This window comes from Cohnella hashimotonis, assembly GCF_030014955.1.
In the GTDB taxonomy this organism is placed as follows: Bacteria; Bacillota; Bacilli; order Paenibacillales; family Paenibacillaceae; genus Cohnella; species Cohnella hashimotonis.
Genome location: NZ_JAGRPV010000001.1, coordinates 4466864 through 4481016 on the forward strand (window position 1 = coordinate 4466864; position 14153 = coordinate 4481016).

Here is a 14153-nt window from a genome sequence, read left to right on the forward strand (position 1 = left end):
CGTTTAACAAATTAAAAGGAGCTGTTCGAATGGATCTCATGACGACGATAAAAGGCTCGCTGCTGGAAAATTTCTATCCCGAAGGCTGGGATCTGGCCCGGATCGACGCCTGCTGCGCCCAAGCCCCCGATACGATCGGCGAGCGCCAGCCGTTCTGGCATCCGGCATTCGCGCCGGTAGGCTGCGCGGATGTCGGCGAACTCGACGTTAAGCTGGGACATGCCATTGCCCTTGAAATTCGCACGGCGAAGGAGCAAGGCCGAAAACTGGCGATGATCCTGCCGGCTGGCCCGATGGGCATGTACAAGTGGACCGCCTACTTCCTGCGGCAATGGGGCACGGACTGCGGACACCTTCACACGTTTAACATGGACGAATGGAGCGACGCGGAAGGCCGGACGCTGCCGTCCGACAACCCCGGCTCGTTCCAGTACGCGATGGAGCAGGCGCTCTTCCTCCCGCTCGGCGAACTCGCCGTGCCGGAGAGCCAACGGAACTTTGCGACGGCCGACAATCTGCCGACCTACGCAGGCAAGATCGCGGCGCTCAAGGCGGACGGCGCCGAGCTCATCACGGTGTTCGGCATCGGCCGCGCGATGCACATCGCCTTCTGGGAGCCCCACTTCGGCGGCGAATTCGCGGACGATGCGGCCTGGGCGGCCGCGACGCACCGCGTCGCCGCGCAGCTGCATCCGCTGACGATCGAGCAGAACGCCATCACCAGCTTCAAAAGCCGCACGACGCTCGTCCCTTGCCGCGCCAACACGATCGGCCCCGGCCTGTTCCTGCAGTCCGACCGCATTCTCGGCGGCTGCGACGGCGCCTTCGGCCGCGGCATGCAGTGGCAGGGCCTCTCGCTGTGGACCACGCTCCGCCACGGTCCCGACCGCTGGCTGCCGTCCACCTTTATGCCGACGCTGCCGGGCACGCTGTTCTATCTGGAAGAGCTGGCGGGACCGCTTGGCGCGGAGATCAACTGAATCGGCCGTTCTTATAATAACGGGAGGAAGCAGCGTTTCGAGCTGTCTTCTCCCGTTTTTGTGCTGGGTTTTTGTGCTGGGTTTTTGTGCTGCGGCTCGTTGCGCCGGATAAAGTTCTTGCCAACATTTGTCTGACATATTCGCCTCTTATATTGAATGCAGCACCCCACTACAGCTCAATATCGAGAGGAGATCGATCACATGAACAAGAAATCGAAAAAAATCGCCGTTACGCTCGTCGCCCTGGCCGCATTCGGCTTCGGCTCCATCCAGCTTGCCCTAGCCGCTGTGGACGGCGGCACAAGCAACCAGACGAAAGTTTCCGCAGCAACGGCGACGCCGACACCGACGGGTGCTGCAGGATCGAGTTCGGCCAAGTCTTCGGCATCCGCACAGAAAAGCTCGGCTCAAGCAGATCAAGGGCAAGGTAGCCAAGGACAGGCAGGTCAAGGGCAAGCGGATGCGGGTCAGAAAAAGCCGCGGCCGGCTCCACGCGAACGCGGTCCGGGGCAAGCCGGCGGAAAACAGGGAAGCGGTCAGCGGGATGGCGGTCAGCCAGCCTCGAATTGCGACCGGCAAGCCGGAGCTGCACCGTCCGGCAAAGCACATTCGGGGTCTGCTCCTTCCGGCGCTGCGCCGGCCGGCCCGGCCGCAACGGCAGCCACGAGCGCGGTCGATGCCAATGGATATACGATCACGATCGCGGGCGGTTATGAGACCGACCCGGCTGATCACGGCCGTCCAGTCGCGCTCATCGCGGCCGCGCTCGGCGTGCCGGCCGAGACGTTCCGCGAAGCGTTCAGCGGCGTGACGCCTGCCGGCGCCGACAGCGGCGGTCCGACCGAAGCGGAAGCCAAAGCCAACAAAGCTGCGCTCCTCAAGGTGCTCGCTCCGTACGGCATTACGAACGACAAGCTCGACGAAGTGTCCAACTACTATCGTTATTCCGGCAGCAAAGGCGAGGTCTGGAAGCGGACGCCCGCCGTTCTGGAAACGATCGTTGAAAACGGCGTCCTTAAAGGCGTCAAAATCGTGAAGCCAGGTGCCGGCTACTCGTCGACGCCGACCGTGACGATTGAAGGCAAAAGCGGCAAGCTGACGGCCAAGGTCGAAGTTGCCTACACGACGGACTTCTCTGAGAACGGTAGTATCAAAACTGTCACGTTGCAATAACGGTCCTAGACCGCCAGGCTTCGACGCAACGCACAAACCGCATTGACGCAACATTGGCAAAGCTCAGCCGATGTTGCATCGATGCGGTTTTCTTGACCTTGATATCGTCCAGTAACGCTGTCCAGCGTCTCTTGACCCGCAGCACACTCGTTTCCCGGCCATGTAGCTCTATCCGGAGCTTCTTGCCCGCAGCACCTTCGTTTCCCCGGCCATGTAGCTCTATCCGGAGTCTCTTCGCCTCAGCCTACTCTTTTCACGAAAAAAATGGCCGCGCCCCCACTATGAGAGGCATCGGCCGTACATTTTACTTTTATCCGTCGCTGCGATGGGCTGCGAACCACGACAGCGCGTCCTGCAGCATCGCCTCCGTGAACGTATGGCCGACCCCTTCGTACTCGGTCACGACGAAGCGTTCCGGGCAAGGCGCATACGCATCCGCCAGTGCCGCACGAAATCGTCGTGCGCCATCTGGCGGTACGTGGCCGTCCTGCGCGCCGTTCAAGAACCGGATCGCCGGAGCGTGGGCATACAGCGCGGCGTTCGTAAGCGGATTGCACCGCCGATAGCAATTCCAGGCATACGTGTCGGGCTCGCTCGGCGCTTCGTCCGAGCCCGGACGAAGCCAGTCCGGGGTAGAAATGCAAGCCGCTACCGCCCGGATGCGCCGGTCGAGGCCCGCCGCCGTCACCGCGATGTCGCCGCCCATCGAGATTCCGCCCGCCAGGACGACGCCGTCCAGGCCGAACCGCTCAAAGGCCCAGTCGATTACGCGCGGGTATTCTTCGGCCGTAAGTGCGATCATCGGCCAAAAGTATCGCCGTTTGTTCGCGCCGAGCTTCTGCCGGAACGCCTCCGGCGTCTCGCGCATACGGTCCCCGTGCTCGTAAGGATCGTAGGAAACGGCCGTAAATCCTGCATCCGCAAACAGACGCAGATGCTCGCGCAGCTTGTCCTTGCTCCCCGACAGTCCCGGCAGCCAAACGACCAGATCCCGGCCTGCGCCTGACATCGGTCGCTCCCAGATTAACGGAATATGATCCACTGTCTCGACGCCGCCTGCGGTGCCCCGATCCTCTTGCTTGTCTCCGCTCATGCCGCCTGCTCCCCCGAATCACTTTGAAATTTGATATTTCTTGCGGCATTTTTGCGGTTACGCCCGTACTGGAACGAATCGCCTGACCGCGTAATTCTGATCGTCGAATAAATAGTTCCATCTTCATCGAGCATTTCCTCTTTTGCGACTTGTTTCTCGGCGCCCGCGCAAGCTGCCGCTTGGCAGTCGGTGACGCGCTTCGGACGACCGAGCAGCCGAGGGCAAGTGGGCCGTGGCCATGCGAGCATTGACAATTCCCCGTTCATAGGGCGTGATTGCGCAATTTCATCGGACATTATTGGGAGCGACGGCCGGCGGTCTGCCGTCGCTCGCTTACGGCCGGCTCGACATAAACCCGGGTCACGGCGCCATCCACGATCTCCAGCGCGTTCAGCTGATAGCCGTACGAGCATCCGCCGTCGATGCCGATCTTGTCGCCGCCGAACCAGACGTCCGGCTTGTTGTGCAGCTCGATCGCTTTGGTATGGCCGAAGACGACCGTCTTGCCGGCCTTCACCGGATGCTTGTAGAACGCCTCCCGGATGAACAGATAATCCATGACGCTCTGCTGCCGCCAATTCCGGATATCCGGATTCAGCCCGGCGTGCACGTATATGAAGCGGTCGTCCTCGTAGTAATACTGCAGACGGTCCAGGAAACGAATATGTTCCTCGCAGCAGGACAGGATACGCGCGCGATACTCGGCGACTCGCTCTGGCACGATTTTCGACGTATGCCCCGCGCCTAAATAGCTTGCGATCGCCTCGGCGCCTCCCTTTTCGAAAAACTTGCGAAGCTCCTCCGGATGCGCCTTCCCCTGTATGACCCGGACGAAACGCCGATCGTGATTGCCCTGCAGCGCGATCGCGCCCGACTCTCTGACCAGACGCCGGACGAGAGCGACGGCCTGCCTGCTCCGGGGGCCGCGGTCCACGTAATCGCCCAGCAGGACGAGCTGGTCGCGAGCCGCGTCGAAGCCGCATCTGTCCAGCAGGCGCTTCAACTGCTCCGCGCAGCCGTGAATGTCGCTGATCGCCAGTGTACGCGTCTTGTTCATGACGCCCGCACCTCCTGTGGCGGGAATCGCCTTCGCAGGCATAGTGCATGCGGGGCGAATCGCCCGAATTTTGTTCCGCTTGTCCTTCTTTACCCGGGACGGCGCAATCCGCACGCATGGGAGGTATGCATCATCCCCCCCTCCCCCGCCGTTTGTCATAAGCTTCCTAAATCGAGCGCGCGCAGGCAAAAACGGCAAAGCGGCCGCGCGCGCAAATGCGCGGCCGCCGCTTCGCCTGGCTTCTCATTCCTTCTCGAACTTATTCCTATTTCAAATAAGGGCCATCCGTCCCGATCTTGCCCGGCGCCGGGTTGCCCGGCAGGTCCAGCACGTACACCCGCAGGTTGCCCTTGCCGGACAGCGATACGGACAGCGTTCCGTTCGTTACCGTCTTGACGTCGCCCGTAATCGCATCCTTGTAGGTGCCGTTCGGGATGCCCGTGTAGCTGGCGGAGCCGCTGATTGTCACGAGCGCGAAGCTGTCGACGCCCTTGGCGCTATCCGTAAACCGGCGCTTGAACGCCATGCCGCCCGAGATGCCGTCGGTCGAATACTGGCCCTTCTGCAGCGCAGGAATCTGGCGGCGGATTATATTGAGCCGCTGCAGATGCTTGACAAGCGGCTGCTGCAGCGTCGTCGCGACTTGCCCGGTCGCGGAAGCGACCTGGCCGAAGCCGGACGCGACGACCGTACCCGCGAGATGATCGCCGAAGTAGGCGCGGCGCGTCGTCGCGAGCGGGCAAGAAGAACCGCAATCGATCGTCTTGCCGGCCTGGAACTCGATCTCGTCGCCGTACATGATCGTCGGGATGCCGCGGAACGTCCATATCAAGCTCATATTTTCCGCCCAAGCGTCCGTGCCGCCGTTATAAGCCGTGCTCGACTTGTTCGGCCCATAGTCGTGGCTACTCACGTAGACGACGTTGTAGGTCGCATCGTTGTACGAGTCGTCGGAGTCCTTGCCGTTGGTGAACGCATTGTACGCGTCGCTGAAATTCATATGCATGCGCATGTCGATGACGTTCATGCCCGAGGCCTGGCTGTGATCGGGGGTATGATAGTTGTTGCCTTGCAGGAACGCGTTGTTCGAGGTCGGCTGGTTCGCCGTGCCCTGCTGCTGCTCGTAGTTGTACATCTCGAGCGAGGCGGCGGCGTCGTCCGCGCTGTACGTCTGACGCTCCTTCCACGTATAGAACTGGGCGGAATGGTTCACCGAGCCGCGGTTCCATTTGTCGTTGACGAAGGCCGCCACCTCGCCGAACATGAAGAAGTTCTGTCCGTTCGCGCCGAACTTCGTCGCCGAATGACTCTGCGCCGCCGGCAGGAAGCGCCTGTTCCACGTCGTGCGCGGAATGTGCACCGCCGTATCGAGCCGGAAGCCGTCGACCCCCATGTCGATAAAGTTGTTGTAGGCGCCGATCAGGTAATTCTGCACCTGCGCGTTCTCAGTGTTGAAGTCCGCCAGGTCCTCGTGCAGCCAGCAGCTGCGCGCGTCTTCACCCTCCCAGTTGCCGATCCAGCACTGATGATAGAGCGAGGACGGGAACATGCCGGACGTCGGACTCGGCCATTGGCAGTTGTAAATGCGGTAGCCCTCCGAGCTGTAAAAGTTCGTCGGCGTGCCCCAGTTGCGGCACGTATTGCCCGCCGGCTCGGCCGTCGACCACAGATCGCCGTTGTAGGTCTTGGCGGAAACGCCCGTCGGATACAAGCCGTCATACTCCTGACCCGGGATTTTTTCGTCGTAATACCAGCTCCATTGCGTGTCGCGTATGCCGAAGACAGTCGGGGTGAACAAGCCCTTCGCGCCCCAGCGGCTGGAGTGATTGTAGACGACGTCCTGAAAAATCTTGATTCCCTTGTTATGCGCGGCGTTGATCAGATCCTGGTAGCTCGCTCCCGACGATTCCAGTCGTGGATCGACGCGGTAGAAATCGTAGCCGTGATAGCCGTGGAAATCGTAGTCCGAACGGTTAAGCACGACCGGCGTAATCCAGATCGCGGAGAATCCGAGCGCCTTGATGTAATCGAGCTTCTCCATCAGGCCCTTGAAGTCGCCGCGGAACATCGGATCGTTGTTGGCCGCATTGCCGGACTTGACGTTGAGCTGGCCGCCGCGGTTGTTCGACGTGTCGCCGTCGTTGAAGCGGGCGGTCACCACGAAGTAAATCGAATCCTCGCGGGCATCACCGCCAAGCGGCGTACCGCCGGCCGGCGGCAGCGGCGCATCGCCCGTCTTGGCCGCAGCGGCCGCGCTGGCTGCCGATTTATTGGCGGGCACGGCCTTGTCGTAAGCCTTGACCGTGTACGTGTACGTCGTCTGCGCTTCCAGATTGGACTCCGAGAAGCTCGTCTGCGTCGTCGTGTACACCTTCTGTCCCAGCGTGCCGCCGGTGCGCGTGATCTCGTAGCCGTCCACGCCCCTGCCGCCCGCGTTGTCCGTCGAGGCGGTCCAGCTGAGCGAGATCGTCAGGTTGGTCGCCGAAGCGGTCACGCCCGTCGGCACCGACGGCGGCGTCGTGTCGGACGGGAGCGGCTGGCAAGGCGCGGCCGCATTCGCGGTCACGACGCCGTCCCTCACGGTCGTGATGCCGGTCCCGATCGTGTAGTTGTTGCCGTTGTTGTTGTCCCAGGCGGTGCCGTTGTTGAACGCGGCCTTCATGGAAGTCGCGCTGCCAAGGTTGACCGTCAGCTTGGTCCAGTCCGTGCACGCTTCCTCGCTCATCGCGACGCCGGGCGACGTCGTCCAAGTCCCGCCCGTCGGCGCGTAATGCAGATTGACCTGCGTCCAGCCCCGCGTCGTCTTGTAATAATAGACCGTGGCTTGATTGCCCGTGCCCGCAGCCGAAGTCGTCACGGACAGCGCCGCAGACTGCGCCGACTTATTACCCGCTGCATCCTTGGCCAGCACGGTAAACGAATACGCGGTTGAGGCGGTCAGTCCCGTGAACGTGTAGGCGGTCGCGGTCACATTGGCATCGACCAGCACGCCTCCCTTGTACACCTCGTAACCCGCGACGCCGCTGCCTCCCGCGTTGTCCGTGCTCGCCGTCCAGGAGACGGAGACCGTCGTATCCGTCTTCGTCGTCATGGCGAGCCCGGCAGGGACCGAAGGCGCCGTGGTGTCGGGCGTCGTGCCCGCCGGCGCGCCTGCCGTGATGACGCCCGCATTGTACGTCCACGTGCCGACGCCGAACAAATAGTTGCTGCCGTTGTTGCTGTCCCATTGGCCCAGGCCGTTGTTGAAGCAGGCCTCAAGCTGCGTCGCTGAGCCGATGTCGATCGTTTTTTTCGCATAGCCCGTCACCTCGGCCGCGTCCATCGCGACGCCGGGCGTCGTCGTCCACGTCCCGCCGGCCGGGCGATAATGGATGTAAGGCGTCGTATAGCCCTTTTTGTAGTAAACCGTTACCTTGTTCGTCGTGCCGGGCGCGTTGGTCGTCACCGTAATCGCGGCGCTGTCGGCCGACCAGTTGCCGGCGTTGTCCTTGGCCCGCACCGTGTACGAATAAGCCGTCGAGGCGGTCAGTCCGGTGTCGGTGAAGGACGTCCCCGTCACATTGGCGCTGACTGCCGTGCCGTTGCGGTATATGCCGTAACCGGACAGGCCGCTGCCGCCCGCATTATCCGTGCTGGCCGACCACGACAGCGACACCATCGTATCGGTCTTGGCCGTGCTGGCCAGATTGGCCGGCACGGACGGCGCGGTCGTGTCGGGCGCTTCTGGATTCGTATCCGTCCATGTCGTGCCGGTATACCAGCCTTCCTTGTCGCGCAGCAGTCCCGCCTGCCCGGAAGCCGGCGTCTGATGATTGCTGCTATCCTTGAAAATAACCCGCGCGCTCGTCGCGCCCGTGATCGTGTAAACATACCAGCCGCCCGTCTCCGCCGTCATCGCGGGCGAAGAAGCCCAGACGGGCTCGGTGACGGCCGGACTCGTCTGGTAATAATACACTTGCGGCGCTCCCCATCCGGTAGGCGGCTTGAAGTGTACCTTCAGATCGGTGCCCGCCGCCTCCGCGGGCCGGTCCGACGCGACCGGGCTCAGAATCGACAGCACGAGCATGACCGCCGCCACGAGCCCCAGCCATTTTTGCCTGCTACCTCGTCTCATTCCTTCATTCCCCTCTCTATGATCATGCCGCTCATTATAATGCGCTTACATTTGTTGTGAAGCCGGTTATCGTTCGCACACCTCCTACGCTATCCCTCGATTGCGAAAACGTTTGCACAAATATCAAAACGTCGACTTTGAAACGGTTAAGCTGGGCCCAATCGAATCGTAGCATCCTGCCTGCGAGCGCGTCAACAACTTTTTGAAACCGGTTTCCCCAATGGGTGTGACAAGAACAAAAAACGGGATCAAGCGGCATTCTGCTCCGCTCATCCCGTCTCGCTCATCGTTCGCTTGCCTAATACAGCATCGGACGCATTCGCTCCGCAAGCCGCTCGCCGATGCGGATCATGCCGTGCGCGCCGGGATGCAGCAGATCGTGCGAAAGTCCGCGCCAGTCGTCCAGCAGCTCGCTGCCGTCCGCATAAGCCAAATTCGCGAAGCCGCTGTCCTCTACGATCGACCGCAGCGCCTGTCTGTACGCCTCGCTCGTCGCGCGGACTTCGCGTCCCGGCCAAGTCCAGCCCAGATCCGGGAATCCGGTGAACAAGCCGACGCACAGCACGGGCTTGTCCGGATTCGCGGACGCGATTGCAGTGATCATCGCTCCGGCGCGCGCCGAGAACTCGTCCGCGGTCACGCCTTGATTCAGCATGTTCACCGAGAGGCAAAGCGTCGCGATATCCCAATCGCGACGGCCCGCGATATGCGCGGCGATGGCCGGCTCGCAATGCGCGTTGCCCGGAACGCCGAGGTTCAGCGGATCGAGGCCGAGCCGCCAGGCGGCCTGCGCGACATAGGTGGCGTCCGGCGAAGACACCGAACCGCCATAGGTGATCGACGTGCCGTAGGCGAGATAGCGCAGTGCCGGCTTTTCGTCCGCGCGCGGCGGGCGAATCGAATCTCCGCAAATCTCGAGAAGATGGACCTCGCCGCCGTGGACGAGAATTCGCCATACCGGGCCGAACGACTGCCGCGGCACGCCCTCCCGCCAAGGCGAATCGAACTGAAAGCGAGGATCCCGAGCGCCCAGCGTCAACGTCTCCGGCTGCTCGCCGATCGTCCGGTCCTCCACCCAGTAATCGCCGTAATAGATTTGTACGGCGCTCGGCCAGCCGTGACTGGCGAGCGTCACCTGCGCCTCGCCGGCCTCCGCGACGAACCGGATCTCGGTCAAAGCGGCCTTGCGAATCTGCTGCTGCCCGCCCTCGGTCAATCCCTCGCGCACGGCCTCCGGCACGCGCTGCAATAAATAGCCCGGTCTACCGTGAATTTCAACCAACGCTTCGACGTTATGCAACTCCGCTTGCCATGCGATCATCGTCATTCCTCCCGCTAATGTTTATTCGCAGCCTGCTCCGCATGAACATCGATTCATTCGATCCTTCTTCCCGGCAGTCTGGCAACCTTCCTATTTCTCTCGCCAAACAGGCAAAAGGACTGCCGTCTCTGACGGCAATCCTGGCCTCGCGCTTATTTGGACTTCTTCAAAAATTCGTTGTGCCGACTCACCATGGCGGCGATCGTCGCATCGAGGTTCTGCGAGCCGAGGAAATATTTCTCGTATTCCTGTGAGCGCAGGTCCATAACCTCCTGCGGCACGGAACGAACAAAGGTCGGCGTCTTGTTGTCGAAAATGACGTACATGAGCGAGTCCTTGTCGTACGTCTCGGCCTTGTCGCCGAGCATGCTCGCGAGCGCGGCGTCCTGATCGGCGTCCTTGGAAGCCGGCAGACGCCCGCCGGCGGCCATCGGCGCCATGCCGCCATCCGCGTACCACTTCAGGAACGTCCAGGCCGCCGCCTGGTTTTTGGACCTGGCGTTGATCGAGATGTAGTCGCCGAGACCGCCGCGCGTCATGAAGCCTTCCGCGTCGTCCTGAAGACGGGGCACCGGCGCGAACGCGATTTTGAAATCGCGCGGATAATCGGTGAAATTGTTGGAGCTGCGGAGCAGCCAAGCCCCGATGTTCAGCATCGGCACCTCGCCGCTCAGGAACATCTGCTCGACCGGCATCTTGCTCGTCAGCTGCTCGCCGAGCGGCGGCGTCGTCTTGTCGTCCTTCATCATGCCGTTCAGCGATTCGAGCCACTTGCGGACGAGCGGATGATCCAGGTTCGAGGTGCCGTCGGCCTTCGTGTAGCCGTCCTTCGACAGCACGGCGTCGACCGGATCTGCGTACGGCTCGGTGTTCTGGATAAAGCCGTAGCCGTCGCCTTTCTTGAGCTTCTTGGCGTACTCGCGCATCTCGTCCCAAGTCCAGTCCTTCGGAACCGTAAGCCCGGCCGCGTCCAGGGCGTCCTTGTTCAGCGCCACAAAGTACGAGCTTTTGGTCGTCGGCATGCCGTAATATTTGCCGTCGATCTTCCAGCCCGCGGCATCGGCCCCCATTTTTTCGTCAATGTTGTAATCGGTAAATTGACTCAGATCCGCCGCAAAGCCGGATTCGACCCGCTTGGCCGTCTGCGACAGCGTGTAATTGACGAAGAGATCGACGTCCTGTCCGGTCATCATCGCCGTATCGAGCTTCAGATTGCCTTCGTCGTCGTTGACGTAGCGCACGTATTCGATCTGGATGTCCGGATGTTCCTTGTTCCAATTGTCCATGACCTCCTGCGGGCCGGCTTCGGGCGGCACCCCGCCCCACATCTTCAGCTTAACCGTGCCGCCGCTTGCCTTCGATCCTGCCGATGCCGATGAAGACGCTTCCGTTTTTCCGCTTGCCGACGGACTTGCGTTACCCCCGTTATTGTTGCCGCAGCCTGCCAATGCGCCCGTCACGAGCGCCAGCGAAGCGATGCTTGCCAGCCAGCCTTTTTTTCTCACCAGAGACGCCCTCCCCGAATGAACCGTTGTTGTTGTGTGCAAATCAAGGATAACAGGACGGCAAGGCGGTCCATAAGTAACAGATTCATGATCTCGATGGAACAGATATACACAATACGACGGCGTCGCGGAGTCATCGAAACGATCAAATCGTTCTATGGTTCCGATACTGGCTCGGCGTCATCCCGGTCATGCGCTTGAAGATCTTGATGAAATAGTTGTCGTTCATAAAGCCGACGCGCTGGCCGATCCGGTTGACCGGCTGGTCGGTGCTCATGAGCAGCTCGATCGCCTTGTCCACGCGCGTGCGGTGCAAATAGTGAATGAGCGTCTCACCCGTCTTCTTTTTGAAAAGCGCGCTGACATAGTTCTCCCCCATCATGACGTAACGGGACAGCGTTCCGAGCGTGATGTCCTGGTCGTAATGCTGCTCGATGTACTGAATGATTTTGTTCACTTCGGGATGCGTAATTTGCTCCTTGACCGCGACCGGCGGAAGAGAAACGGAAGGCTGATGCGCCGCGCCGGACCGGGCCGCTGCGGCAGCCGCAGATCCGCCAGACAGCTCCCGCCCCACCTTGGCCAGTGTCTCCCGCAAATCCTTTACGCTCATCGAGAGCTTGAGTATATAATTGGACGCGCCGTATTCCATCGCTTGGCGCATCGCCTCGAAGTCGCCGATGCAGGTCAGCATGACGAACTTGGAGCCGATGCCAGCGTTTCTCGTCTCCTTGAGCAGCGCGAGCCCGTCCATCTGCGGCATGACGATATCGCACAGGACAAGATCGGGCGGATCCCGCTTGATATGCGCCAGCGCTTCGACCCCGTTGCTCGCTTCGCCGGCCAGCGTGAAGCCCATCTCCTCCCAGCGGATGATCTCCTTGACCGACTCCCGGACAAACGTCTCGTCCTCGACCAGCAGCACCTTGTACATCGCTTACGCCTCCATTTCGTCTTGGCGAGTCAATTCGTGAAGTCCGCTCTCGTAAGGCTGGGACAGCAGCAGCGGCAGACGCATCCGGCATAATGTGCCGCGCGGCAGCGGCTGGATGTCGAGCTCCCCCTTGTCCTTGAACAGCAGCCGCAGCCGCTCCCGCACATTGTCCAGCCCGATGCCCGGCCGCTTGCGCCCTTCCTCGCGGATGCGCCTGGACCGTTCGAGCCCGACCCCGTTGTCCTCGACCTCCAGCGCCAGCCGGTCCGGGTATTCGGCGTCCCGGTCCATGCGAATCAGGATGCGCCCGCCCTCCTGCATGTCGGCGATGCCGTGCCGGATCGCGTTGTCGACGAGCGGCTGCAGGCTCAGCTTCGGAACCAGCGCGTAAACGAGCTCCTCGTCGTAGCTGAATTCGATCTCGAAGCGGTTGCCGTACCGCACCTGCTGAATGTAGAGGAAGGCGCGCGTCAGTTCGATCTCGTCCTTCAAGTAGATGAGATCCACGTCGGAGTTGAGGCTCGTCTCAAGCAGCTTGCCGAGGGACAGGCAGATTTCGACCGTCTCTTCGCTGCCGCCGCGCAGTCCGATCCACTTGAGCGTATTAAGCGTATTAAGCAGAAAATGCGGGTTCATCTGGGCGAGCAGCATCTGGAAATGGACGGCATCCTTCTGCCGCTCCTCCGCCCGCAAGCGTTGGATCAGCCCGTTCATATCGACCATCATCGTATTGAAGGTGCGTGTCAGCTCGAGAATTTCGCCCTTATAGTTCTTTTCGGGCAGCCGAATCCGCAGATCCTTGCGCACGGCCTCTCTCATCTTCATCTGCATGCGGGAGAGGGGGCGCGTGAACGTATAGGCAAGCATAAAGGCGACTGCGACGAATATCGCCGTGATGATATAAAAGGTGACGAAGTATTGCTGCTTCAGGCTCTCGATCTCGTTAAACAGTACCTGCAGCGGAATCCTATCCACCAGGTACCAGTCCAGCGACGACAGATAGCTGTAGTTGACGAGCGCATCCCCGCTTTTGTCGGTCCAGAATCCATTGTCCGGGGCGCGCGCGACGGCATCGACCGCCGCAGGCGACAGCTCCGAGCCCGGGATGGATCTTGCGATCGTATCTCCTTTTCTCGTCATGATGAAATAGGCCTGATCGCTTTCCGACTTCTGAAGCATGGACTGGAACCAGAAGGAGAAATCGATGCTGATCCTTGCAAGTCCGTACGTCCGGTTGCCGCGGTCCCGCAGTTCGGCATAAAGCGAGAGCAGCATCGGACTCTTGGTAATGTCGCGGGACACATAATTCTCGTCGTCCGGCACCCATAGATAGGAGGCCTTCGTCTCCCGCATCGCGGCAAACGATGCGTTTGACGCGATCGCGTCGTAGTCGAGCGGACGTCTCGGCTGATACGACGTATACACATGGCCGTGATCGTCGAGCAGCGTGAAGTACACGGACGGGTTGTACAGAAAGAAGCTGTTGTTCAAGCCTTTGAACTTGTCCTCCATCAAGTCCTTGTTGTCCAGGACGGAGTGCTTGTCCGGCTCCTGAAGAATCTGCCGCACTTCCGTATCCTGCTCCAGGAAAATGAGCGTCTTGAACGCGATACTGAGCTGATCCTCGAGGGAACGGTGCAGATTGTCGAGCTGCTCGTGGCTCTGTTCGCTTACTTTTTTCTGAACGAGCGACTCGATCTTCCGGTAATTGTAGATGTTCAAAATGCTGAACGGGAGCAAGATGACGAGCACGAACGCCGCGAACAGCCGGTACTTGAGCTTATGGGGAACGAGATGGGACAGCAAGCCACGCATGTTGAGCGACCCCTTTGCGCGAGTGGTGACCTCATTATAACATCGGAAGGAGGGGCGCTTCGGCTCGGGCGCGCATAATCACCAAATCGTAGGATCGTTGCGTTAAGATCATCAAATCGTTCTATCGGGACATATTAAAATGGGAAATTGAAAATTGGAAA

9 protein-coding genes are annotated in these 14153 nt (G+C 60.8%); 2 read left to right on the forward strand and 7 right to left on the reverse strand.

Annotated features, from left to right (window positions below; all coding sequences use genetic code 11):
- The first annotated feature begins 29 nt into the window (after window positions 1-29).
- Window positions 30-980 carry a sugar phosphate isomerase family gene (locus KB449_RS18125; RefSeq protein ID WP_282909709.1) on the forward strand — a complete coding sequence of 317 codons (951 nt, stop codon included), beginning with the start codon at window positions 30-32 and terminating at the stop codon, window positions 978-980.
- Window positions 981-1181: 201 nt separating this feature from the next.
- On the forward strand, window positions 1182-2153 hold the full coding sequence (locus KB449_RS18130; protein WP_282909710.1) for a hypothetical protein: 972 nt from the start codon (window positions 1182-1184) through the stop codon (window positions 2151-2153).
- A gap of 310 nt (window positions 2154-2463) precedes the next feature.
- On the opposite strand, the gene KB449_RS18135 is transcribed toward KB449_RS18130, so the two are convergent.
- From KB449_RS18135 to KB449_RS18165, 7 genes are all read right to left on the reverse strand, one after another.
- Window positions 2464-3246: a dienelactone hydrolase family protein gene (locus KB449_RS18135; RefSeq protein ID WP_282909711.1), complete on the reverse strand. Its 783-nt coding sequence runs from the start codon at window positions 3244-3246 to the stop codon at window positions 2464-2466.
- A gap of 295 nt (window positions 3247-3541) precedes the next feature.
- Window positions 3542-4303 (reverse strand): metallophosphoesterase, encoded by a 762-nt coding sequence (locus KB449_RS18140; protein ID WP_282909712.1) that lies wholly within the window; start codon window positions 4301-4303, stop codon window positions 3542-3544.
- Between the two features lie 265 nt (window positions 4304-4568).
- Window positions 4569-8417 carry a carbohydrate binding domain-containing protein gene (locus tag KB449_RS18145; protein WP_282909713.1) on the reverse strand — a complete coding sequence of 1283 codons (3849 nt, stop codon included), beginning with the start codon at window positions 8415-8417 and terminating at the stop codon, window positions 4569-4571.
- 298 nt (window positions 8418-8715) lie between these two features.
- Window positions 8716-9738 (reverse strand): GDSL-type esterase/lipase family protein, encoded by a 1023-nt coding sequence (locus tag KB449_RS18150; RefSeq protein WP_282909714.1) that lies wholly within the window; start codon window positions 9736-9738, stop codon window positions 8716-8718.
- A gap of 152 nt (window positions 9739-9890) precedes the next feature.
- Window positions 9891-11243 carry an ABC transporter substrate-binding protein gene (locus KB449_RS18155; RefSeq protein WP_282909715.1) on the reverse strand — a complete coding sequence of 451 codons (1353 nt, stop codon included), beginning with the start codon at window positions 11241-11243 and terminating at the stop codon, window positions 9891-9893.
- 145 nt (window positions 11244-11388) lie between these two features.
- The gene (locus KB449_RS18160; RefSeq protein WP_282909716.1) at window positions 11389-12177 is read right to left on the reverse strand and encodes a response regulator; all 789 of its coding nucleotides are present in this window, start codon (window positions 12175-12177) and stop codon (window positions 11389-11391) included.
- A 3-nt stretch (window positions 12178-12180) separates the two neighbouring features.
- A complete protein-coding gene (locus KB449_RS18165) occupies window positions 12181-13992 on the reverse strand; it encodes a sensor histidine kinase (protein ID WP_282909717.1) in 1812 nt (603 codons plus the stop codon).
- Window positions 13993-14153: the final 161 nt, after the last annotated feature.